This window comes from Collinsella sp. OM06-18AC, from assembly GCF_003438785.1.
Classification (GTDB): Bacteria; Actinomycetota; Coriobacteriia; order Coriobacteriales; family Coriobacteriaceae; genus Collinsella.
Window position 1 is genome coordinate 1 of sequence record NZ_QSTX01000015.1, and the last position, 22,708, is coordinate 22,708.

19 protein-coding genes are annotated in these 22,708 nt (G+C 60.2%); 6 read left to right on the forward strand and 13 right to left on the reverse strand.

Annotation, left to right across the window (positions count from 1 at the left end; translation table 11 throughout):
* The first annotated feature begins 897 nt into the window (after positions 1 to 897).
* The 4 genes from DXB86_RS08740 (at position 898) to DXB86_RS08755 (ending at position 5,386) form a co-directional block, all read left to right on the forward strand.
* A complete protein-coding gene (locus DXB86_RS08740) occupies positions 898 to 3,930 on the forward strand; it encodes an insulinase family protein (protein WP_117736858.1) in 3,033 nt (1,010 codons plus the stop codon).
* 146 nt (positions 3,931 to 4,076) lie between these two features.
* Positions 4,077 to 4,340, forward strand: coding sequence for a type II toxin-antitoxin system HicA family toxin (locus DXB86_RS10220; RefSeq protein ID WP_117629026.1), 264 nt, complete (start codon positions 4,077 to 4,079; stop codon positions 4,338 to 4,340).
* Positions 4,333 to 4,662 (forward strand): type II toxin-antitoxin system HicB family antitoxin, encoded by a 330-nt coding sequence (locus tag DXB86_RS08750; protein WP_022094981.1) that lies wholly within the window; start codon positions 4,333 to 4,335, stop codon positions 4,660 to 4,662. The genes DXB86_RS10220 and DXB86_RS08750 overlap by 8 nt, the downstream gene beginning before the upstream one ends.
* 127 nt (positions 4,663 to 4,789) lie before the next feature.
* Positions 4,790 to 5,386, forward strand: a complete 597-nt coding sequence (locus DXB86_RS08755; protein WP_117736859.1) for a 5-formyltetrahydrofolate cyclo-ligase — start codon at positions 4,790 to 4,792, stop codon at positions 5,384 to 5,386.
* A gap of 31 nt (positions 5,387 to 5,417) precedes the next feature.
* Here the strand turns inward: DXB86_RS08755 and metA are convergent, their stop codons facing one another.
* Positions 5,418 to 6,344, reverse strand: a complete 927-nt coding sequence (metA, locus tag DXB86_RS08760; RefSeq protein WP_117736860.1) for a homoserine O-succinyltransferase — start codon at positions 6,342 to 6,344, stop codon at positions 5,418 to 5,420.
* A 255-nt stretch (positions 6,345 to 6,599) separates the two neighbouring features.
* Here metA and DXB86_RS08765 point away from each other — a divergent pair, with 255 nt between their 5' ends.
* Positions 6,600 to 7,577, forward strand: a complete 978-nt coding sequence (locus tag DXB86_RS08765; RefSeq protein ID WP_117736861.1) for an L-lactate dehydrogenase — start codon at positions 6,600 to 6,602, stop codon at positions 7,575 to 7,577.
* A 378-nt stretch (positions 7,578 to 7,955) separates the two neighbouring features.
* Here DXB86_RS08765 and DXB86_RS08770 read toward each other — a convergent pair whose 3' ends face one another.
* The 12 genes from DXB86_RS08770 to DXB86_RS08825 all read right to left on the reverse strand — a co-directional run bounded on the left by DXB86_RS08770 (position 7,956) and on the right by DXB86_RS08825 (position 21,478).
* A complete protein-coding gene (locus tag DXB86_RS08770; RefSeq protein ID WP_117736862.1) occupies positions 7,956 to 8,924 on the reverse strand; it encodes an SIS domain-containing protein in 969 nt (322 codons plus the stop codon).
* 144 nt (positions 8,925 to 9,068) lie between these two features.
* Positions 9,069 to 9,824 (reverse strand): GntR family transcriptional regulator, encoded by a 756-nt coding sequence (locus DXB86_RS08775; protein ID WP_117736863.1) that lies wholly within the window; start codon positions 9,822 to 9,824, stop codon positions 9,069 to 9,071.
* Between the two features lie 3 nt (positions 9,825 to 9,827).
* The gene (locus DXB86_RS08780; protein ID WP_117736864.1) at positions 9,828 to 11,807 is read right to left on the reverse strand and encodes an ATP-dependent DNA helicase RecQ; all 1,980 of its coding nucleotides are present in this window, start codon (positions 11,805 to 11,807) and stop codon (positions 9,828 to 9,830) included.
* A gap of 376 nt (positions 11,808 to 12,183) precedes the next feature.
* Positions 12,184 to 12,903, reverse strand: coding sequence for a GntR family transcriptional regulator (locus DXB86_RS08785; protein ID WP_117736865.1), 720 nt, complete (start codon positions 12,901 to 12,903; stop codon positions 12,184 to 12,186).
* A gap of 104 nt (positions 12,904 to 13,007) precedes the next feature.
* Positions 13,008 to 14,015: a YitT family protein gene (locus tag DXB86_RS08790; protein ID WP_117736866.1), complete on the reverse strand. Its 1,008-nt coding sequence runs from the start codon at positions 14,013 to 14,015 to the stop codon at positions 13,008 to 13,010.
* Positions 14,016 to 14,368: 353 nt separating this feature from the next.
* Entirely contained in the window at positions 14,369 to 14,998 is a 630-nt protein-coding gene (locus DXB86_RS08795; RefSeq protein WP_158555309.1) for an HAD family phosphatase, read from the reverse strand.
* A 156-nt stretch (positions 14,999 to 15,154) separates the two neighbouring features.
* On the reverse strand, positions 15,155 to 16,138 hold the full coding sequence (locus tag DXB86_RS08800) for an SIS domain-containing protein (RefSeq protein ID WP_226814256.1): 984 nt from the start codon (positions 16,136 to 16,138) through the stop codon (positions 15,155 to 15,157).
* Positions 16,139 to 16,329: 191 nt separating this feature from the next.
* Complete coding sequence (locus DXB86_RS08805; protein ID WP_055252122.1) at positions 16,330 to 17,163, reverse strand: PTS system mannose/fructose/sorbose family transporter subunit IID; 834 nt, start codon at positions 17,161 to 17,163, stop codon at positions 16,330 to 16,332.
* A gap of 13 nt (positions 17,164 to 17,176) precedes the next feature.
* Positions 17,177 to 17,971, reverse strand: coding sequence for a PTS sugar transporter subunit IIC (locus tag DXB86_RS08810; RefSeq protein ID WP_006235136.1), 795 nt, complete (start codon positions 17,969 to 17,971; stop codon positions 17,177 to 17,179).
* A gap of 36 nt (positions 17,972 to 18,007) precedes the next feature.
* Positions 18,008 to 18,931 (reverse strand): PTS mannose/fructose/sorbose transporter subunit IIAB, encoded by a 924-nt coding sequence (locus DXB86_RS08815; RefSeq protein ID WP_117736868.1) that lies wholly within the window; start codon positions 18,929 to 18,931, stop codon positions 18,008 to 18,010.
* A 184-nt stretch (positions 18,932 to 19,115) separates the two neighbouring features.
* Complete coding sequence (locus DXB86_RS08820) at positions 19,116 to 20,198, reverse strand: DMT family transporter (RefSeq protein ID WP_158555310.1); 1,083 nt, start codon at positions 20,196 to 20,198, stop codon at positions 19,116 to 19,118.
* Between the two features lie 287 nt (positions 20,199 to 20,485).
* A complete protein-coding gene (locus tag DXB86_RS08825) occupies positions 20,486 to 21,478 on the reverse strand; it encodes an SIS domain-containing protein (RefSeq protein WP_117736870.1) in 993 nt (330 codons plus the stop codon).
* Positions 21,479 to 21,683: 205 nt separating this feature from the next.
* Here DXB86_RS08825 and DXB86_RS08830 point away from each other — a divergent pair, with 205 nt between their 5' ends.
* Complete coding sequence (locus tag DXB86_RS08830; protein WP_117736871.1) at positions 21,684 to 22,406, forward strand: GntR family transcriptional regulator; 723 nt, start codon at positions 21,684 to 21,686, stop codon at positions 22,404 to 22,406.
* Positions 22,407 to 22,708 lie beyond the last annotated feature (302 nt).

Sequence of the window (22,708 nt, forward strand, 5' to 3'; positions counted from 1 at the left end):
GCATCGCTCACAACCTTCTCGTAACGAGGCTCATCGAAATTGAACATCCCTTACTCCTAACTCACTTAGATGAACCCTTCATTCATCCCATAACGTTATAATACTTTATATAACTAACTATGCAAGTATTATTTTGCTTCTGCTCTTTCCTCAAGCCCCTTAAAACAACAATCGGCGTTGTTGGACACAGCGCGCAAGTTCATTGAACGATTCAATGTGCATCGTCTTTGGTTAAATGACGTCTTATGCAAATACCTTTAATCCGCTTGAGGCCGACGAATCTTTTGACTGCCCGCAGAAGCTTTCCCGGAATTCCCTATGGATAGACGCACCGGCAATCGCTTCGTTATCTGGCTTATTGCGCATTGCCGGGGCGTCTGGGAGAAAGCACAATCTACCGCGTGGTCAACTAGCGTTTCATCGGAATCGACCGCATCCGCGCCAAATACTAAATCGCAATCGTTGAAACTCGTCCGATCATATGGCGGCAATTTCTCGCCATAAAAATGCGTACGAAATAAGGGGGCAGCCGTTTGCAACTTGCTTTATTCGTAAATGTTTTTACTGAAAAAACAATCACCAACCAAACAGCACTATTAACAGCACTATTAATTGTTTGGCTCTTTGCTGTACAGCCATCTTTCGTATACGTCTCTCGTCTATCTCTCATCTCACGGTTGGAGACGAAAGGTATGCGGGAGTGGATAATTGGACGACATTTGGGCCTGCGACGGATTATTTCGTCCGAAAATCCACGCTCATTTGGCGGGACACGCGGGGCCCATGCCAATCCGCCGGCATCGTCTTCAGTTCGCTGCAGTGCCGCGGTCCCATATGGGTATACTCTCGAGGATTCGACTCGATTCGCCCCCGCTGGGGCGTCAAAGGAGACTGCATATGCCCACCACCTCAACCGACCCACGCTCCGCTGCTGCCGCGCTGCTGGTGCCCGGTACCACCTGCCACGGCTTTGCCGTCGAGCGCTGCGAGACCGTGCCCGAGCTCGACTCAGACGCCTACGTGCTGCGCCACACTGCCTCGGGCGCTCGCCTGCTGTACCTGGCGTGCGATGACGAAAACAAGGCCTTTGCCATTGGCTTTAAGACGCCGCCGGCCGATTCCACCGGCGTGTTCCATATTCTTGAGCACTCGGTGCTGTGCGGATCGGCCAAGTTTCCCGTCAAGGAGCCGTTTGTCGACCTGATCAAGAGCTCCATGCAGACGTTCCTCAACGCCATGACCTACCCCGACAAGACCATCTACCCCGTTGCCACCACCAACGAGCAGGACCTGTACAACCTGATGGATGTGTACTTGGACGCCGTGTTCAACCCGGCCATCTACACCAAGCCCACCATTTTTGAGCAGGAGGGCTGGCACTACGAGCTGGACCTGCCGGAGGACGCCGAGGGCGACGGCAGCTCCGCGAGCCTGCGCGAGGGCACGCTGCGCTATAACGGCGTGGTGTTCAACGAGATGAAGGGCGCGCTGTCCGATCCCATGAGCGTGCTGGACGACGCCGTCAACGCCGCGCTCTATCCCGACACCGCCTATGCGCACGAGAGCGGCGGCGACCCGCGCGCAATCCCTGCGCTCACCTACGAGCAGTTCCTGGATACGCACGCGCGCCACTACAATCCTTCCAACTCCTACATCACGCTCTACGGCGACCTAGATATGGACCGCTCGCTGGCGTTTTTGGACGAGCGCTATCTGTCGCAGTCGAGTGCCGCAAGCCGCCGCATGGACGCCGCCGTTGCCGCCGGCGAGGACCCGTCCGCGCTGGCGCCTAATCCGCTGGACGTGCAAGCGCCTGTGACCTGCGAGTATAAGCGCGTCGAGATGGCCACCACGCCCGAGAACGCGCTGGTGGGCCTGGGTCTTGTGCTGGGCAGCGCGCTCGATCGCAAGCGCACGATCGCGGCGGATATCCTGTTTGAGGCGCTGCTGGGTTCCAACGAAGCACCGGTTAAGAAGGCCATTCTGGCCGCCGGCCTGGGCGGCAACGTGGTGAGCTACACCGCGGCCGAGAGCCTGCAGCCCTACGAGCTCATCATGTTGCAAAACGCGCAGCCCGGCGTGGCGCGCGAGCTGCGTCGTGTGTTCCAGGATGCCTGCCGCGACCTGTGCGAGCACGGCGTTCCGCGCGAGCGCCTGGAAGCCATCATCAGCAGCAACGAATACGATCTGCGCCAGCGCGACTACGGCATCGCCGACGGCGTGGCCATTGCGTGCGACGCGCTGAGCACCTGGCTCTACGATGACGACGCCGCGACGCTGGCACTCAAGTACGGCCCGGTGTACGAGGAGCTGCGCAGCGAGCTGGACGGCACCTACTTTGAGGACCTGCTGCGCGAGCTGGTGCTGGAGAACGACCACATGGCGCTCGTCGAGCTGGTGCCGGTGGATGCTGGTGCTGGCTCGGAGGGTGCCGAGGCCGCTGAGCTGGCAGCCAAGCGCGACGCCATGACCGATGCCGAGCTGGCCGACGTGGTCGAGCGCACGGCTGCGCTGCGTGCCGCGCAGGAGGCCGAGGACACGCCCGAGGACAAGGCCACGCTGCCGCGCCTGCGCGTGTCCGACATTGGCGAGGCGCGCCCCGAACCGCCGCTGGTCGTGGACACGACCGCGCCCATCCCCTGCCTGCGCCACGACATCCCCACCAACCGTTTGGCCTACGCCATGCAGTATTTCGACCTGAGCTGCGTCGCGTTTGAGGACCTGCCCTATGTAACGCTGCTCTGCCGCCTGCTCAAGCAGCTGCCCACGAGCGAGCACTCGGCCGAGGAACTCGACAACTTGCTCGCCGGCAAGCTAGGCTTTTTGAGCTTTACGACCGAGGTCATGACCCAGCCCGACGTAAACGGCGCGCGCCCCTACCTGCTGGTGAGCGCCGGTGCCCTGTCCGAGAAGATCGGTGCGCTGGCGAGCCTGCCGCGCGAGGTGTGGTCGAGCACGCTTTTGGCAGATGCCGACGCCGACCGCGTGCGCGACGTGCTCACGCAGATTCGCATTGGGCTTGAGCAGGGCTTTATCAACAACGGTCACTCGGCGGCGCTCGGTCGCGCGATGAGCTACAGCTCGCCTTCGGCCGTGGTGCGCGAGCAGCTTTCGGGCGTGGACTTCTACCTGTTCCTGCGCGATCTGCTCGACCACTTTGACGAGCGCCTGGACGACCTGCGCGCCAAGCTTGCCGAGCTGGCAGGCCGCATCTTTGTGGCCGATGGCTGCATGGCGAGCTTTACCGGCAGCGATGAGGACTTTGACGCGTACTGGGATGCCGCGGGCAACCTAGGGCTTGGCGCGGGCGATGGTGCCGGCCGCGACGCGCTCGTGGTGCCGGCGCCGTGCGACCGCCACGAGGCTTTCGTGATCCCCAGCGACATCTGCTTTGCGGCAAGCGCGTGCGACCCGCGTCGCTTGGGGCTTGACGTGACAGGCGCTTGGGCCGTGGCTGCCAACGCGCTCTCCTACGATTACCTGTGGAACGAGATTCGCGTGAAGGGCGGTGCATACGGCTGCGGATTCCGCGCAGCCGGCGAGCGCCAGACGGCGTTCTACACCTACCGCGACCCGGCGATTGACCCTTCGATTGAGCGCGTGGAGCGTGCAGGCGCATGGCTTGGCCGCTTTGAGCCCGACGAGGCCGCCTTTGAGGGCTTTATCGTGAGCTGCGTGAGCGGCATGGACGCGCCGGTGAAGCCCTATGCGCTCACCAAGCGCCGCAACACGACCTACCTGGCCGGGCTCGATCCGCATGCGCGCGAGGAGCGTCGCGCCCAGATGCTCGCCGCCACGCCCGGTGAGCTGCGCTCGCTCGGTACCGACGTAACGCGCATCGCAGCCGAGTCGCCCACCTGCGTCTTTGGCGGCCGAGACGTCATCGCCAAGAGCAACGCCGGCTTTAACGTAGTCGACCTGATGGGCTAACCACAGCAAGCAAAACCACTACAAAGGGGACAGGCCCCTTTGTAGTGGTTCGAACACTTGTTCTATACGTACACATGTTCTATAGTATGGGTGATTGCATCGGATCTAAATTGCAACTAGAATATAGTTGCAGAATGTGAGGCGGGATGACTCGAGCCGATAAACTCATCGCCCAACTGTTTAGCTGCCCTTCGACGTATCGGTATGCCGATTTTTTAAAAGTCATGGCCTCATATGGCTTTGAAATGGACAGCAAAGGCAAGACATCCGGATCGCGCATTCGCTTCTACAGGCCCTCAGATGGCAGGATGTTCGTGATGCACGCGCCTCATCCATCTGACGAATTGACAGCGGGGACAATTCGAAACATCGTTCGATTTCTGCAGGATGTCGGAGGCAGTCATGAGTAACGTTTTGGCATACAAGGGCTATTTCGCCCCAGTCGAGTTCGATGCCGAGCAGCATGTACTAACAGGTATGGTCGCCGGCATTAGGGACGCAATTGTATTTGAAGGCTCCACGGCTGAAGAAGTGGAGCAATGCTTCCACGACGCCGTCGACGATTACCTTGAGTTTTGTGCCGAAAAGGGCAAGGAACCAGAGCGGGCTTTTAAGGGCTCGTTCAATGTGAGAACAGGCTCCGAGCTTCACAAGCAGGCAGCACTGGCGGCGGCAAAGAAGGGCGAGTCACTCAATAAGTTTGTGACCGAAGCAATCGCCGCGGCGTTATAGCGTTAACGCATGGGCCAAAACCACCACAAAGGGGACAGGCACCTTTGTGGTGGTTTCGACATTTGCCCAGATAAAACCTGCCAAAATAAACCTGCCCCTTTTGGTAGGTTTGGGAGAGGAAGCCGGGATGGACAAGGCTGAGTTGCGGCGGGCGGTGATTGCTCGGCGCGATGCTCTTGATTTGGACTTGCGGGCGGCGAAGTCTGCTGATATCTGTGCGCGGCTGGTTGAGCTGCTGGGCCGCTTGGATGCCGCGGCGCCGCACACCGTTGCCGTCTATGCCGCGATGGGTTCCGAAGTCGACTCAGCCGCGTTTGCCGCAGCTGCCGCCAAACGTGGCTGGCGCGTGGCCTATCCGTGCATGCTCTCGGCAACAGACGCCGCAGCTTGTGGCCAGCGCATGTGTATGCGGGCAGTTGCTGCCGGCGACGCGGACGCGGCTACGTTTATCGCCCACCCCACGCGGGCCTTTGCGGCCACGGACATCGACAGCAGCCGCTTCCCCATTGTGCCTGCCGAAGCTCTCGACATGATCGTCGTGCCGCTCGTGGCTTTCGACCGCGCCGGCGCGCGCCTGGGCTACGGCGGCGGCTGCTACGACCGCTACCTGCCCACGCTTCGTCCCGACTGCCACATCATCGGCATCGCCTTTGAAGAGCAGCGCGTCGACCACGTCCCCGCAGACGTCCACGACCTGCCGCTACCCAACATCATCAGCGCCTAACCGCTGGCGCGCCTCGTTACACGAGCGAAGTCTAGTGCTCCTCGCCGGCGCGGGCCAGGTCGTAGGGCGTGGTCTGGTAGACGTAGTAGTTGAGCCAGTTGGTGTAGAACAGCTGAGCCTGGCTGCGCCAGACGTTGCGCGGCTCGGCGGTAGGGTCGTCGCCCGGGAAGTAATGGGCCGGCACCTCGGGATCAAGCCCGCGCTTCACGTCGCGCTCGTACTCTAGGCGCAGCGTATCGGTATCGTACTCGGGATGTCCAAAGACAAAGAAACGGCGGCTGTCGGTCGACTTGACGATGTACAGGCCCACCTCGTCGGACACGGCCACGACCTCAAGCTGCGGCTCGGCTTCCACGTCCTCGCGGCGCACATCGGTGTTGCGCGAATGCACAGCATAGAAACAGTCGTCAAAGCCGCGGACCAGCGGGCTTTGCGGCTTGACCAGATAATGCTCGAACACGCCGCTCGCCTTTGCCGGCAGGTCATACTTCTGAATGCCGTAATGATGGTACAGACCGGCCTGCGCGCCCCAACAAATGTGCAGCGTAGAGTGCACGTGCGTGGTGGACCAATCCATGATCTGGCAGAGCTCGGGCCAGTAGTCGACCTCCTCGAACGGCATCTGCTCCACCGGCGCGCCCGTGATGATCAGGCCGTCGTAGTGGATGTCGCGGATGTCGTCGAACGTGCGGTAAAACGTCTCCAGGTGGCCGGCGCTCACGTGGGTGGCCTCGTGCGTTTTGGTGCGCAGCAGGTCCACCTCCACCTGCAGCGGCGTGTTGGAGAGCTTGCGCATGATCTGCGTCTCGGTGGCGATCTTGGTGGGCATGAGGTTGAGGATGAGCACGCGCAGCGGACGGATGTCCTGGTGCAGCGCGCGGTACTCGGTCATGACAAAGATGTTCTCGCTCTCGAGCTGCGCGGCGGCAGGGAGGGCGTCGGGAATGCGAATGGGCATGGATGCTCCTTACGAGTCAGTTGCAGTTATGGTACAACGAGCGACCCCATCCGCGCGAGCACATCCCCCAGCGGTAGATTTTTGGGACATGCCTTAATTTCTACCTTTCGACCATCCGGGCACTGTTCGTCCTAAAACGCCGTAAAAGTAGAAATAAAGGCATGTCCCAAAAATCTACGGCACTTTAGCTTAGCAAAGTGACGCCAGGACGCTACAATGGTCCGACGCGAAAAACTCGGCCGAAAGGATACGTATATGTACCAGACGCGTAAGATCGGTGTGGTCGGCCAGGGCCATGTAGGAGCACATGTCGCTAACAGCCTGCTTATGCAGGGCATTGCCGACGAGCTGTACCTGTGCGATATCAACGAGGCCAAGGTGACGTCCGAGGTCCAGGACCTGCGCGACTCCCTTTCGTTTGTCCCGTATAACACCAAGATCGTCAACTGCTACGACCACTACGAGGAGCTGGCCTGCTGCGACGTCATCGTCAACGCCGCCGGCAAGGTTGCGCTGGCCGCCAGCAGCCGCGACGGCGAGCTGTTCTTTACCACCGACGCCGCGCGCACCTTTGCCAAGCGCATCGTCGACGCCGGCTTTGACGGCATCTTCGTCTCAATCTCCAACCCCTGCGATGTCGTGTGCACCGAGCTGTGGCACCTGACCGGCTATGATCCCAAGAAGATCATCGGCTCGGGCTGCGGCCTGGATTCCGCGCGCCTGCGCACCGAGATCTCCAAGAAGGTCGGCGTGAGCCCCAAGTCCATCGACGCCTACATGATCGGCGAGCACGGCTTTAGCCAGCTGGCCGCCTTTAAGGCCGCGACCATCGCCGGCAAGAGCCTCAACGAGCTCCAGGCCGAGAACCCCGACAAGTACGCCTTTGACCACATGGAGGTCGAGGAGCTCGCGCGCAAGGGCGGCTATGTGACCTACCAGGGCAAGCAGTGCACCGAGTACGCCGTCGCCAACTCCGCCGCGCGCGTCTGCGCTGCCGTTCTGCACAACGAGCACGCCGTGCTTTCCGCTTCCACGCTCATGACCGGCCAGTATGGCAAGGAGGGTATCTTTACCTCCCTGCCGTGCGTGATCGGTGCCGAGGGCGTCGAGGAGGTCTACACGCTCGACCTGTCCGAGTACGAGCTCGAGGGCTTCCACAAGAGCTGCCAGCACATCCGCGACAACATCGCCCAGCTCGACTGGTGGGACACCGAGGCCTACGACGCAAAGTAGGCCGATGGCTGCCGCAACCTTGCGAATCTAAGCGCGATACTAAGCGGGCCGCGCCGGAAATCCCCGGCGCGGCCCGCTTTTTTGACTCACGCAGTGCCCTTGCGAATCGAAGGTGAATACTTTTCCGCGAAGTGAACGAGCAAAAACGAGCCCCCGAAGCATCGACACTTTTCAGACGCCGTTTCCTGCGGTTTCGCCGAGTTTTTCCTGCAGTTTTGGCGTCAAAAAGTGTGGATGCTTCGGGGGTCCAAAATAGGTCGTTCACTTCGCGGAAAAGTATTCACCTTCGTTTTCGCGCAGACACGAATCCGGCCGCCACAACGCAAAACGGGGCCCGCGCGCAGCGCAGACCCCGTCAAAAAAGATAATTCCCGTTACCTAGTACTGCTCGATGCCCATGTAGCGACGAACCTCGGGGCTGTGGTCGAACACCTTACCGCGGGCTGCGCGCAGCTCGCAGCTCATCGCGTAGAAGAAGATCGGCTCCAGGTACGAACGCACGCTGGCGGGCACGTCGCCTACGCCGTACTCGAGCGCGTCGAGCACCATGATCGTGTCGGTGTGCGTGCTGAGGAACGCAAGAGCGCGCTCCTCCATGGGGCGGCACTCGCCCGCGCCAAGCTGCACAAAGTAGAACACGCCGGGCTCGGTGGCCTCGAAGGGACCGTGGAAGTACTCGCCGGAGTGAATATAGCAGCAGTGCTGCCACTGCATCTCCATGAGCGAGCAGATGGCCATGGCATAGGTCTGGCTAAAGTTGGGGCCGGAGCCCAGGATATAGAAAAACTCATGCTGCTGGCAGAGCTCGGCAAAGCAGGCCCCCAGCTCGGCGTTGACCTTCTCGCGGGCGGCGGGCAGCAGCGCATCCATCTGCTTAAGGCCTTCGTACATGTCGGCGAGTGCCTCGTAGCCTTCCTGCTGGTCGAGCAGCTCGGCGGCGATCAGGGCGCCGATGCCCTGCGGCACCTCGGCCTGCGACACGCCCTCGCCCCAGGGGTAGACCCAGGTGGTCCACTTGCCGTTGTCAATCTTGGAGCCCTCGCAGTCGGTGAGGGCGACAACCTCGGCGCCAGCGGCCAGCGCCATCTCGCAGCCGTCGACGACCTCCTGCGTGTTGCCGCTGTGGCTGCAGGCAATAACGAGCGACTTCGGCCCTAGGCTCTTGGGGGCCATCAGGCAAAACTCGCGTGCCGTGTAGACCGTCGAGGTAAACGTGGTGGCCTCGCGCTTGAGCAGCTCGTTAGCCGGCATGAGGTCGATCATCGAACCGCCGCAGGCGATCCAAAAGACGTTCTCGATCTTACCCTTGCGCTCGATAATTTCCTGAATCAGATCGTGTGCGTTCACGGTGACGCTCCTCCTTGTGTGGCGGCTTTGGACGACGGCAGCTCGTACCTGCAGTCGTTCTATGTTGTTCTATTTATAGCATGCAAGCAGGTGCCCGTGAAGTCATTTCAGCAAATTTGTTCTATGTTGTTCTATCTATGGACGTTAGATGTCGAACACGTAGCGCGAGCCCACGATCTTTTGACGACCGAGCAGCAGGGGCCGCTCGTCCTCATCGGTAAAGTACGCCTCCATATAAAAGAGCGGCTCGCCGACCGGCACCTCCAACAACGGGGCCACCTGAGCATCGGCAAGCGCAATCTCCACGGTGCAGGGGTCGGACTTGAGCGGTGCGCGGCCCGAATGCTCGGCAACGAGCGCAAAGATTGAATTGTCCGTGAGGTCCTTGTCGGCAAGCGTCTGCAGGTAGGGATGGTCGGCCAGCACAAAGGCGTTGTTCTCGAGCATGACGGGGATGCCGTCGGCCGTGCGCACGCGCTCGACCACGATGAGCTCGCAGCCGGGTTCCACACCAAAAAACGCCGCGTCCTCGCGCGTCGCCGCAACCACCGTGCGCGATACCAGGCGTGCTCCAGCCACCATGTCGTTGGCGGCACAACCCTCGGTGAAGCTCTGGACGTCGCCCTTCTGGCGAATCTTGCGCTTGAGCTTGGGAGCGCATACAAAGGTGCCCCTCCCCTGCTGGCGGTTGAGGTAGCCCGCGCGCGACAGCTCCTCGATGGCACGGCGTACGGTGATGCGCCCCACGCCGTAGGACTTCGCGAGCTCCATCTCGGAAGGAATGCGCGAGCCGGCCGCGTACACGCCGCGTGCGATCTCGCCCTTTAGATCGTCCATAACCTGCTGGTACAGTGGCACGGCGGATACGTCAGTACGGTCGGTCTTGCTATCGGCTACCATCGTTTACGCTCCATCCCGCGCATGCTCGGATTCAAACTCTTCAATCGCCGCCATAAACTGCTCGCCAAGGGCGTCGGCCTTTTTCTCGCCGATGCCGTTGACCTGGATAAGCTCGTCGCGCGTCTGAGGGCGCAGACGGCACAGGCCTCGCAGAGCCTTGTCGGAAAAGACCATGTACGGCGCCATCTCCAGCTCGGTCGAGATCTCCTTGCGCAGGGCGCGCAGGCGCTCAAACAGCTCGGCATCGTCGCCCACGCGCGGGCGCTGGTCCAGCTCGGCCTCCTCGCGCAGCAGATCCACCGCGCGGCGGGCGCGAGCCGAGACCTTGCGCTTGGACGCGCGACGCTTGACGGTAAAGGCAAACGCCTCGTCCTCGACCTCGCCGGCACGCGGACCCAGTCCCACGACCGGGTACTGCCCCTGCGAGGTGGCCAGATAACCACGACCGCACAGCTGGCCGATGATGTCCTTGATGCGCCCGATCGATTCGCTCGACAGCTCACCGTAGCCGCGGTCCTCGTCCAGATGCATCTGGCGAATGCGCTCGGTGTTGCCGCCGTGGAGCACATCGGCGATGAGCGACTTGCCAAAGCGCATGGGTCGCGTGGCCACATAGCGCACGGCGGCGCGGGCCATATCGGTGACGTCCTCGACTTCGAACTGCGTGAGGCAGTTGCTGCAGTTGCCGCAGCCCTCGGCTTCGTCCGTGGCGGTGCCGCCCGCGGCGGCTGCCGCATGCTCGGCCGCGGCCTCGTCGCCAAAGTAGCGCAGCATGTATTCGCGCAGGCAGCCGGTGGTATTGCAATAGCCCTCCATCTGGCTGAGCAGGCGATATCGATTCTGGAGCGCCCACGCGCGTTGCTCGTCGTCGAGCGCTTCGTCGGCAGCATCGCCGCGGTCGATCAAAAAGCGGCGCATGCGAAAATCATTTCCGTTCCACAGCAGGTGGCAGCTGGCCGGGTCGCCATCGCGGCCGGCGCGGCCCGCCTCCTGGTAGTAGGCCTCGATGCTCTCGGGCACGTTGTTATGGATCACGTAGCGCACGTTGGGCTTGTCGATGCCCATGCCAAAGGCGTTGGTGGCAACCATCACCTGGATGTCGTCGTCGATAAAGGCACGCTGGCTTTGACGACGGGCGTCGTTGCCCATGCCGGCATGGTAGCGGCCAACGCGAATGCCGCTGGGGCCCAGCGCCTCGGTAAGCTCACCTGCCAGCGCATCGACGGTCTTGCGGGTCGAGCAATACACGATGCCGCTCTCGCTCGAATGCGCGATCACATAGTCGCGCACCCACGCGGTCTTGGCCTTGTCGCCCATCTCTTCGCAGCCAAAGTAGAGGTTCTTGCGATCGAAGCCCGTCACCACCGTCGCGGGTTTTTGCAGGCCGAGCATCTGCTGAATGTCCGCACGCACGCGCTCAGTCGCCGTAGCGGTAAAGGCCGCCACGATGGGGCGCTGCGGCAGGGAATCGATGAACTCGCGAATCTGCAGGTAGGCGGGGCGGAAATCCTGGCCCCATTGGCTTACGCAGTGGGCCTCGTCAATGGCCACGAGCGGAACGCCAATGCCGCCGTCCGCCGCGGCCTCCTGCGCAAAGGCTAAAAAGCGCGGCTCGAGCAGGCGCTCGGGCGCCACGTACATAAGCTGGTAGCGGCCCTCGCGCGCCCGCTTGAGCACGGTATTTTGCTGGGCCGGAGTAAGGCTGGAGTTGAGATAGCTGGGTCGCGCGCCCGCCGCGAGCAGCGCACGGGTCTGGTCCTCCATAAGGGAGAGCAACGGACTCACCACAAAGGTGATGCCGGGCAGCATGAGCGCGGGCACCTGGTAGCAAATGGACTTGCCGGCGCCTGTGGGCATAACGCCCAGCGCGTCGCGACCGGCAAGGATCGCATCCACCATGCGATCCTGTCCCGGGCGAAACGAGGTGTAGCCAAAATAGGCGCCGAGCGTGTCGAGCGCCATCTGCTGCATGCTATCGGTCATGGTTTCCTAACGTCAGAATCATCTGCCGCCGATTATACGCCGCCACGCGGACCAGTGCCGCACGGCTACCGGCCACGGGCAATACGATCCAAGGCGGATGAGCGTGGAAACGTCGCTGGTTGAGCATGAGTCAGCGAAAACGCCCCTAAGCGAGCAAGGTGACGTGAAAGAGGAGGGAAGCGTACTTCGGTACGCGACCGACGATTGAACGTCAGATTGCCGCCTAGGGGCGTTTGCAGCGTCGACCGGTCCGTCGTTCGTTAGAACGACGGAACAAAACTTCTGATCATGCCGCCGAAGTTGAAAGGCAGATTGCCGCTCTGGCGGGCTTGCAGCGTCGAGCCGTTGCGCGGTTTGGAAAACCGCGCAACTAGAGCTACATCACCATAACGTAGCGCGATCCCACGTAGTACTGCTTACCCATCAGGACCGGCTCGCCATTGGGGCCGATAAAGCCGGCACGCAGATTGAGCAGTGGATCGTGCGGAGCAATGCCCAACTCGGCCGCTTGCTCGGCGTTAGCGCGAACGGCCTCGACCGTACGGTAGCCAACCGAGACAATCGGCGTTCCGCCAACACGCTCGACCTCGGCAAAAATCGACTTGTCCTCAAGATCGGCCGTCAACAGCTCACGGTATGTATCAAACGGCACAAAGATGTTTTCCTCAAAGATGGGCTCGCCGTCGGCCGTACGCACGCGCTTAATGTGCAGTAGCAGCGCGTCCTTCTGCAGGCCAAAGAACTCCATCTCGTTTTGACGTGCCGGCACAATCTGGCGATCGACCACGTGTGCACCCGCCTTCATGTCATTGTCGGCACACAGCGCGGTAAACGTCTGCAGCGTCGAGGCGTGGAACTGGCGGTTGATGTGCGGCGTGGAGACAAAGGTGCCGCGGCCCTGCTGCTTAACCAGGTAGCCATCGGAGCACAGCTCCTCAACGGCGCGACGCACCGTAATGCGGCTTACCTCGTACTGCTCGGCAAGCTCAAGCTCGGACGGGATACGCTCCTTGGGTGCATAAACACCTTTCTCGATCGCATCCTTGATTTCGTCGTAAATCTGCTGGTAAAGTGGTGCATTTTTGGGTGCGGGCATATCTGATCACTCTTATCAAAATAGCGAAATAACTAATACGTATATAACGTCTTTTTATATGTTATCTCAGTTTGATAAAACGATACACCACATACAGCAAATCCTTACTTGCCGTCGTCCTGCTGCAGACTGTCCTGCTCGCTGAGGCGCGCCTGCCTGCTGGCCATGCGCGCGGGCTTGTCGGGATCGGGTACGGCCGTGGGCATGGGCTCGTCGACATGACCGCCCCACCAGCCGCCCACGAAGTTGAGCGTGTGGAACACATTGATCACGGCGCCGGGATCAATATCGCACACCAGCTTGATAATGTCCTGGCTCTCGTAGGTCGAGACAACGGCGTGCAGCAGATACATCTTTTCGCGGCTGTATCCGCCAATGACCTCGGCGCAGCTAATGCCATGCTGAAAATGGTCAACATAGGCTGTCATGACCTCGTCTGCCTTGCGTGTCGTGATCTGCAGCGTCACACGGTCGTAGCGTCGGTAGAAACTGTCGATGGTCTTGGTCGAAATAAACTGGAACACGATGGAATACGCCGCATTGTCCCAGCCAAACATAAAGCCAAAGATCGCCAGGATAGCGCAGTTAAAGCCAAAGATGACGCCCCAGATGGTCTTGCCTGTATGGTTGGAAACCCACAGCGCGATAAAGTCGGTGCCGCCGGTGGATGCGCCGGACTTAAGCGCGATGGCGGCGCCCAGGCCCGAGACCACGCCGCCAAAGATGATGAGCATGATCTTGTCGCCCAAAAACGGGGCGAAGTGAAAGATGTTGAGGAACAGCGACGAGAGCATGACCTGCATCATCGAGAAGATGACGAAGCGCTTGCTGATGCCGCTCCAGCAAAGGAGCGCCACGGGGATGTTGAGCGCGAGCATGCCGAGCGAGATGTCGATATGAACGCCGCCGAGCGAGGTGACGCGATCGAGTAGGACCGCGACGCCGGTGAGACCGCTCGGAAGCAGGTCGGCGGGTTGAATGAACGCCTGGATCAGAAATGTCTGGAGAACGGCAGAAATGGTGACCGCCACGGCGGTGATGGCGCGGCGGACGATGGTGAGGCGGCCGAGCACGAGCACGCGGTCCGTGAGCTGTTCGATGGCGTTCGCCACGTAGGCTCCCTTCGAAGGCAGATGTAGTTGTGGGGCATGCCCGCGATTGTAGCATGGAGCGTGCGGGGGCGCTTCAATTCACCCTCTCTCGACAACCAAAACGAGCCAGCAGCTCCCCAACCAAAGAGCCAAATTCTAAGTGAGTAGACTTTTCGCGATCTACCAAGCACACTCAAAACAGCCACCTCTCCGACCTGCGGTTTTACTAAGGCAGATACGCTTTGTGCTCGGCATGTGCCAAAAAGTCTACTCACTTAGTCCGAGTCGAAGCCAAACGGATCTAAATTGAAGCCAAAATGAGCCAATCCACCGCAAGAGACGTGTGAATCCGCACTTCTTGCGGCGAATTGACGCTACAAAGCGGTCAGAATGTCGGCGAGGTTGTCGATGACGGCGTCGGCTCCCGTTTGGTCCAGGTTAACGCCCTCGTGCGGACGCAGTGCCAGGACGCGGGCGCCGGAGCGCTTACCGGCCTCGATGCCCAAAGGCGAGTCCTCGATAACCAGGCACTCGGCAGGCTCCACCCCCAGCGCCTCCATGGCACGCAGGTAGATCTCGGGGTCGGGCTTAAATGCACTGCACTCGTGACCGCTGATGGTGTAGTCCAGCACGTCGGTGATACCGGCAATCTCCACCAGCTCGTCAATGAGCTCGCGATAGGACGAGCTCGCGATGGCACACTTGACGCCGCGCTCGTGCAGCTCACGCATCACCGGCTCCGTCTGCTCGTTGAGTAGCTCGGCATACGGAACGGGATGGTCCGGGCTGTAGACCTGCTTGTACTCCACGCGCAGGCGCTCGCGCAGCTCAACATCGTCGGGCACCAGCGCCTCCCAAATGGCGGGCTCGTTAGACCCCGAAAGATCGGGGATCTCGTCAAAGTGGAACCCCTTCTCTTCCATAAACGCCACGCGACGACGGTTGTAGAACCACTCGGTATCGACCAGCACGCCGTCCATATCAAACAGCACTGCCTTGATCATACGCATCTCCTCCCACCTGCCAAAAAGGGACAGGTTTATTTTGGTAGGTTTTATCTGGGGTTTTATGACGCAACGGACACGCCCCCAAAGCAAAAAGGGGACGGGGCGCAAACCCCATCCCCTCTCAATCAACCCGTAAGGTCTACTTACTTGTGATTAGTAGGAAAGCTTCCACATGTAGCGACGCATGGTCAGCGGGTGCTGACGGGCCTCGGCGATCTGGTTGCCGTACTCGCGCATAACGGCGAGGTGCAGCAGCGGGTTGAAGTAGGTGACGACGCTCGCGGGCACGGCGTCGGCCAGGCCGTAGTCCTTGGAGTCGATCAGAGCGACCTTGGCGCCCATGCGCTCAAGGAAGGTGAGGGCGCGAGCGTCCATCGGACGGGTAGCACCATCGGACATGAAGAAGACGTAGGGCTTACCCTCGGTGGAAACCTCGAACGGGCCGTGGAAGTACTCGCCGGTGTTGTAGGCGGCGGCGTCGATCCACTGCATCTCGGTGAACAGGAAGGCGGCGTGAGAATAAGCCATCTTCTCGGAGGCACCGGAAGCCATGAAGTAGATCATCTTGTCGTCCTTGAAGTCCTCGGCGAACTTCTTGGCGAGCTTCTTGCAGTGCTGAGCGGCGTTCTCGCAGAGATCGAAAACGTTGGTGAGGCCGGTGATCATGTCCTCGTAGTGATCATAGCCCTCGGTCTGCTGAAGGATCTCGAGAGCAAGAGCGATGGCATAGCCGGGCTTCTCGCACTTGGCAGCGTAGTTGGCGTGGAAGCCGTGAACGATGACGTGGTCGGCGTCGACGGTCAGAGCGGAGCCAGCCTTGTTGGTGAGGGAGACGACCGGGCAGTTGTGCTTCTTGGCGGTCTTGTTGGCCTCGACGGTCTCGGGCGTGGAGCCACCGAGGGAGCAGGTGATCACGAAGGTGTGCTCGTTGACCCAGGAGGGCGTGTCGTAGTTGAACTCGTTAGCGGTGAAGATCTGAACGTTCAGCTTGTCCGTGTTGTTGGCCAGGAAGTACTTGGCGGGGTAAAGGTCGGACATGGAAGCGCCGCAGCCGACGAAGGCGACACTGTGGATCTCGTGGTTGGACAGGACGTCAGCGACGATCTGCTTAGGGAGGTTAAGGTCGATCTCGTACATCTGACACATTCCTTTCGATTTGTTGCGGCGCCACATTGCCGGACGCTCGCAGGGTTACCGTGGTTAGGACCGAGTCGCCGGCCCGTTGAGGATGTGACAAAGGAACTGTCTCTTTGTCACATGTTAGGGATGGAAGCCTGCCTGGGGTATGGGATGCCAGGCAGGCCCCCGGGGGAAGCATTGGGTCGCGACTAGGCCAGGATGCCGGCCGCGGAGAGGGCGATGCCGCCCACAATGGCGATCACGAGAAGCCAACCGGTGTTGACGTTCTTCTTGATGAGCCAGTACATAAGGCCGGTGAGGCCGAGGGAGATCATCTGGGGCATCATGCCGTCCAGGATGTCCTGGATAACGACGGTACCCTCAGCGAACTGCAGCGGGGTGGTGGCGCCGATCAGCGTAGCGATCATGCCGCCCACGGACATAAGACCCACGATGCCGCAGACATACATGAGCTTCTCCATGAGGTCGCCACCCTGGAGCTTGCTCAGGTACTCGTGGCCGCCCTGGTAGCCGATCTTGGCAGCGAACCACGTGATCAGCACGGAGGGCACGATGGAGATGAGCATGGCCAGGATCGGGCCCATGATGGAGCCCTGCTGAGCCAGCTGAACGCCCAAGCCAAAGGCGATAACGCGGATGGTGCCCTGGAAGAAGGAGTCACCGATGCCGGAAAGCGGGCCCATGAGGGAGGTCTTGACCGCGTTGATTGAATCGGGGTCGAAGTTCTCGGGATCCTTGGCGTACTCCTCCTCCATGGAGGCGGCGAGGCCTAGGACAAAAGCGCTCGTCTGCGGGGTGCAGTTGTAGAACGCCATGTGACGGTGGTAAGCCTCTTTCTTAGCAGCGAGCTGCTTGGGGTCGGACTCGTCCGGATAGAGGCGATCGAGCGTGGGAACCATGCCGTAGAGGAAGCCCATGTTCATCTGACGCTCGTAGTTCCAAGAGGCCTGGATGGCCCAGGAGCGCCAGAAGAACTGGCTGACCTTCTTGTTCAGGGACACGTCCTTGGTTGCGGTTGCCATAGTGTGTTCCTCCTTAGTCTTCGTCGTCTTCGAGCGGATCGTAGTCGGAATCGACACCGGCGGCTGCATGGGAACCGTTGAACTTGAAGCCCATGAAGACGACAGCCAGGCACACACCGATCAGAGCGACCGCGATGACGGACAGGTTGAGGTAAGCGGCGAGCAGGAAACCGATGAACAGGAACGGAGTCATACCCTTCTTGATCATCATGGTGAGCAGCAGGGCCAAGCCGTAGGCGGTCATGATCTTGGTCGAAACGTTAAGACCAGTGGACAGCCACTCGGGAACCATGTTGACGATGGCCTGAACCAAGTCGGTGCCAACAAAGACGGCGAGGAAGATCGGCAGGAAGTACATGACGGCGTACAGACCGGAGCCGGCGCAGATGTGCATACGGTAAGCGGTCTTGAACTTTCCGTTATCGATCGCGCTATCTGCCACATGGGTGAGGGCGGCGATGATGGAACGGAACACGATGCCGAGGAGCTGACCCAGGACGGCGACCGGGATGGCGATCGTCATGGCGGTCTCGGCGGAAGCATCGGTCAGGCACGCAAAGGCAGCGGCCACGATGCCGCCCAGGACCATATCGGGCGGAACGGCGGCGCCGACCTGCACCAGGCCCATGGACACGAGCTCGACGGCGGCACCGACGGCAAGGCCGGTGGGCACATCGCCCAGCAGCAGACCGACGAGCGTAGCGCCAACGAGGGGCTGCTCGAAGTTAAGACGACCGAGCAGGCGGGAGTCCCACATGCAGAACACGCCGACGAGGCCGACGAGCACCGCACTGATGAACGTATTCATACCCTTCTCCTTTCAGTCAGGCAAAAGCCTGGTTGATTACAGCTTGGCGTCGATGTCGACGCTCTGATACGTAGGGGTCTGCTGGACGTAGAGCTTGATGCCCATGTCGAGCAGCTGGTTGACGTCGGCCTTCTGGGTGGCGTCGAGGAAGACGGAGCTGTCCTTGCCGCCAATCTGATCGGCACCGTCGTGGTTGGCGGTGGCGCCCAGGTTGATGGCGTCGAGCTTGTAGCCCTGGCAGAACTGCAGCATCTCGGCAGTGTTGCCAAAGACGAACATGACGCGCTCGCCGAGGGTGTTGAGCTTGTCCATCTTGGCGAGGGCACGCTCGACGGTGAAGACGTTCAGGCGCACGCCCTGGGGCTTGGCCAGCTTAAGAGCGCCCTTCTTGATGTCATCGTTGGCGGCAGCGTTGTCGACGACGATGATGCGCTCGGCCTGAACCTTGGTGGTCCAGGTAAAGACGACCTGGCCGTGCAGCAGACGGTAGTCAAGACGTGCGAGGACGATCTTGGCGGGACCGGAGCTGTGACGGGACGCCTTGGCCTTCTTGGCGGGAGCCGCGGCGACCTCGACCGGTGCGTTGGGGTTGGTCAGACCGGTGCGGGCCTCGTTGATGAGGGCCGCGAGCTCGGTGCCCTTGACGGGGGCGGGGCTCATAGCAAGCGTGAGCGCCAGCGGGATGTTGAAACCGCTGACAACCGTGAACTTCGTGCCGTTCTTGGAAAGCTCGACCATGTTGTTGTTGACCGAGCTACCGAGCATATCGGTTAGCACATACACGGTGTCGTCCGCGTTGAACGTGGCGATCATAGCCTCAACCTTATTGGTGATGGGCTCCTTGTCGTCACGAGCAAGCGACACGACGTGGACGTTCGACACGTCGCCGAGAACCATCTCGAGCGTGTCTTTGGCGCCTGCGGCCAGGCCGCCATGAGATGCGAGAATGATCTGATTCATCTTGCCTCCTCCTTTTCGTTATGGTCATTATAACGTCTTATACGTTGCTTATATTGATAATTAGTATATAAACCGTTCGCGGGTGAAAAACGACCGTTGGCGGGCTTAACGCAATCGAAACGATGGTCTTGGGTAGGCCGGCGCTGGCTGGATAACCCCAGGTCGGACGCCGCGCGCAACCCCCCTATCGCACGAAGTACCAGGGGCTTTCCTGCACGGTGGGCTCCAGCGCAATGCCCGTGCGCTCGCGGAAGAGATCCATGTCCTGCGATTTCTCCGTCCACCACGTGTTGGGCTTAAAGGTCATGCTCTCAACGACATGACCGACAAACACACTGTTGCGCAGCTTGGAAAAGTCGGTGTTCATAATCACGATGGACGCGAGCACCAAAACGATGCCCAGAACTTTGATCGCGCCGGCGGGCTCGGCGTAGACACCAATGCCCAGCAGTACGGTGACGACTGTCTCGAATGACATTACGACGGGAACTTTCGACGTCTCGAGCCCCATGGACAGACCCTGCATATATAAGATGTAAGCCACGGCTGTGGGGATGAGTCCAAAGCCAAGGAACAGCAGCAGCAGCTGTGGCGACATTGCCGCGGCGACATCCGGCCACGGAGCCGCGATAGCTGCCATAACCGCACCGCCAAAAACAAAGCCCCAAAACGTGACAGCCAGCGGGTGGACCGTCTTGGTTGCTATCCGGCTAAACACCGCGAGCGACGCACCACAAAGGCCTGCAATCACGCCCGACGTGACGCCCCAAACCGAAAAATGAAAACCGGAAAGGTCGCCATTGGTCACCGCAAGCACACAGCCAACGATGTTAAAGACAATGGCAACGAGCTTGTTGAGGGTCACGTCCTCGCGATAAAGGACGCGGCCGAGCGCGACGCCAAACACCGGCGACGTGTAGAGCAGCACCGATGCCGTGGACATGCCCACCTCGCGCATGCACTCGTAATAGCAGGTGTTGGCGGCAGCCAAACCGACGATACCGACAAGCGCGCAGGAAACAAGCTCTTTAGGTCTTGCCTTGAACAGGGTCAGCGGACCCTGAACCACGGTAGACCCCTCACCCGGACGGCAGCCCATAAACATCAGGACCGGCGCCAAGATAAGCGCTCCGACCAACAAGCGAAAGGCAGCCATGCTCTGGGACGAAACGCCCATGGCCGAGATGCCGTTTACAAAGATTCCGATGCTGCCCCACATAAGCGCGGCGATCAGCACCAGCACATAGCCCAGATTGCTCCTCTTCAACGCAGCCTCCTCAGTATTATTTCCAATATGTTTCATGCTACGTTATAGTCGTTATATACATTTTTCAAGGCACAAATCGGCGAACGGGAAATCTCTCGACACAAGGAGTGTCCCCAACTGCCGGCACAAAAGGAACATCCCTAACTGCCGGCAGAAAGGGAACGTCCCCAAGTGCCGCTCTAGCAGTTGCGGTGAAATAGTTCTCAAACAGAGGCTTCACACTCCCAAACAGGAACTATTCCACCGCAACTCATGAGGGGTATTGGGCTGTTAGGCCGCTCTATCCCTTAGTAATCCAGCTTCCACATGTAACGGCGCGTCATGTAGTCCTTGTGGGTGACGGCGGAGAGCGCGCGCATGTACACGTTGTTGAGGATCGGGGCAAAGATCAGGTGGTTGAAGTACTCGCTCACGCTATCCTTGATGTCGTTGAGGCCGAGCTCCTTGGCGTCGAGCTGATAGACGCGCTCGCCACCGTACTGGTTGACGAAGCGGATGCCGCGCTCGTCGTTGCAGCGGCTGCGGCCGACGCTGATGAGCTGGAACAGCGAGGTGCGCTTGTCCAGGATCTCGAAGGGGCCGTGGAAGAAGTCGCAGGTGTTGATGGTGCAGGAGTCGATCTGCAGCATCTCCTGCACGTTGCAGATGCTAAAGACGTAGGCGGCACCAAAGAGCGGGCCCTGGGCCATGACGTTGATGCAGGGCTTGTCGGCGTTCTGCTCGGCCCACTTGGCAGCGAGCGGACGGGTGTACTCAACGGCCTTGCGATAGATGGGATCGATCAGGTCGAAGGCGGCCATGGCGGTCTCGTACTCGGCATAGCCCTCGGTCTGCTGCGTGAGCTCCATGGCGATCATGGTCACGACGGCGGAGTTGGTACGGCCCATGCAGGACTCGTCGACGGCCAGGCTGTCGTACTGGATCTTGTAGTCGCAGACCTCGGTGAGGCCGGACTCGTCAACATAGATGGCGATGGTGCTGGCGCCGTGGTCCTTGGCGACCTGGGCGGCGACGATGGTCTCCTTGGTGCCGCGCATGGACACGACGACGGCCAGGGTGTTCTCGTTGACGTAGGCCGGGGTGGCGTGCACGAACTCGTTGCTGGTGTAGCTGGAGCTCACGACCTGCGTGGCCTCGTGCTCCATAAAGTACTGGGCAGGATAGTTGCCGCCGTTGGATCCGCCGGCGCCGATCCACACGACGCGCTTGATGCCGCCCTTGTCTGCCTTGTCAGCCAAAACCTGGGAGACGACGTCCTTAACCTGTTCCTGAGTAGTCATCGCGCATCAGCCTTTCTTCTCATTTAATGCTCTTGACGGCATACAAGTTACATACATGTTTTAGCGATGTCGACTAGTTGTATGCTATATTTGTCTTAGAAATTTTGCTGATGCAGTTTTCGATAAGTCGTTACCAGCAGTTTTATTGTTGTATTAGATACATGCTTGATTAGGCAAGCATACAAGTTAGATACAGGTTAGTCGTATGAGCGCTTCGTCTGAAAAGAAACTGACCCAATACGAGCGTCTGGCGGGCACACTGCGCGACCGCATCGCCGCCGGCACCTACGCCCGTGGAGACAAGCTGCCGTCCGAGATGGAGCTCATGGACGAATCGGGGCTGTCGCGCAGCACCGTGCGCCACGCCCTTAAGGTGCTCGTCGATGAGGGCCTGGTCCGCACCGAGCGCGGGCGCGGTGCCTTTGTGGCCGACACGCCGGCGCTCCACGAGAACAACCTGGTGTTTTCGAGCTATACCAAGCAGGTCGAAGGCCAGGGTATGAAGCCCACCACGCGCACGGTGGACTCGGGCTTTGCCAAAGCAATGGGCAGCGTGGCCAAGTTCTTTGACGCTAGCGTGGGCAGCAAGCTTGTCAAACTTGTCCGCCTGCGTTACCTGGACGATGCGCCACTGTGCCTGGAGACCACCTATTTGCCGCCAAGCTTTGGGTCGCTCATCGATCGCGATATCAACGGTTCGCTCTACGCCACGCTGCGCCAGGAGTTCCATCGCGCGCCGGCGCAGGGGCATAAGACCTTTGAGGTGTGCTATGCGTCGCAAAACGAGGCATTTTTGCTCAACGTCGAGCGCGGGCAGGCGCTGATCCTGATCACCGACTACGTCTACGACACCGACGGCCGTCCGCTCCATGTCTCCAAGCGCATCCAACGCACCGACCGCGCCAAATACACCGAGCCCATCGGCTAGCGCACCAAACGAGGCAAAATGTACCTAATAAACGTTTTACCTGCGGTTTTTATTAAATCTCAAGCCGGCATGGCGCAAATGCCAACATCGCCTGGCAACACTCGCCGCCCAAGCTCAACTGTTCCTGCCCAAAATATCCAGCACCGTAAATCTAAGTGAGTAGACTTTTCGCGACCTGCCGAGCACATTCAAAACAGCCACCTCCGTGACCTGCGGTTTTACTAAGGCAGATACGCTTTGTGCTCGGCCTGCGCCAAAAAGTCTACTCACTTAGCCCGCAAGGCGTCCCGAGGGGACAATCC

Bases quoted from the DNA above. Each gene is read 5' to 3' on its own strand.
- DXB86_RS08740 (WP_117736858.1), top strand. From the start codon at position 898: ATGCCCACCACCTCAACCGACCCACGCTCCGCTGCTGCCGCGCTGCTG.
- DXB86_RS10220 (WP_117629026.1), top strand. From the start codon at position 4,077: ATGACTCGAGCCGATAAACTCATCGCCCAACTGTTTAGCTGCCCTTCG.
- DXB86_RS08750 (WP_022094981.1), top strand. From the start codon at position 4,333: ATGAGTAACGTTTTGGCATACAAGGGCTATTTCGCCCCAGTCGAGTTC.
- DXB86_RS08755 (WP_117736859.1), top strand. From the start codon at position 4,790: ATGGACAAGGCTGAGTTGCGGCGGGCGGTGATTGCTCGGCGCGATGCT.
- metA (WP_117736860.1), bottom strand. From the start codon at position 6,344: ATGCCCATTCGCATTCCCGACGCCCTCCCTGCCGCCGCGCAGCTCGAG.
- DXB86_RS08765 (WP_117736861.1), top strand. From the start codon at position 6,600: ATGTACCAGACGCGTAAGATCGGTGTGGTCGGCCAGGGCCATGTAGGA.
- DXB86_RS08775 (WP_117736863.1), bottom strand. From the start codon at position 9,824: ATGGTAGCCGATAGCAAGACCGACCGTACTGACGTATCCGCCGTGCCA.
- DXB86_RS08780 (WP_117736864.1), bottom strand. From the start codon at position 11,807: ATGACCGATAGCATGCAGCAGATGGCGCTCGACACGCTCGGCGCCTAT.
- DXB86_RS08785 (WP_117736865.1), bottom strand. From the start codon at position 12,903: ATGCCCGCACCCAAAAATGCACCACTTTACCAGCAGATTTACGACGAA.
- DXB86_RS08795 (WP_158555309.1), bottom strand. From the start codon at position 14,998: ATGATCAAGGCAGTGCTGTTTGATATGGACGGCGTGCTGGTCGATACC.
- DXB86_RS08800 (WP_226814256.1), bottom strand. From the start codon at position 16,138: ATGTACGAGATCGACCTTAACCTCCCTAAGCAGATCGTCGCTGACGTC.
- DXB86_RS08805 (WP_055252122.1), bottom strand. From the start codon at position 17,163: ATGGCAACCGCAACCAAGGACGTGTCCCTGAACAAGAAGGTCAGCCAG.
- DXB86_RS08810 (WP_006235136.1), bottom strand. From the start codon at position 17,971: ATGAATACGTTCATCAGTGCGGTGCTCGTCGGCCTCGTCGGCGTGTTC.
- DXB86_RS08815 (WP_117736868.1), bottom strand. From the start codon at position 18,931: ATGAATCAGATCATTCTCGCATCTCATGGCGGCCTGGCCGCAGGCGCC.
- DXB86_RS08825 (WP_117736870.1), bottom strand. From the start codon at position 21,478: ATGACTACTCAGGAACAGGTTAAGGACGTCGTCTCCCAGGTTTTGGCT.
- DXB86_RS08830 (WP_117736871.1), top strand. From the start codon at position 21,684: ATGAGCGCTTCGTCTGAAAAGAAACTGACCCAATACGAGCGTCTGGCG.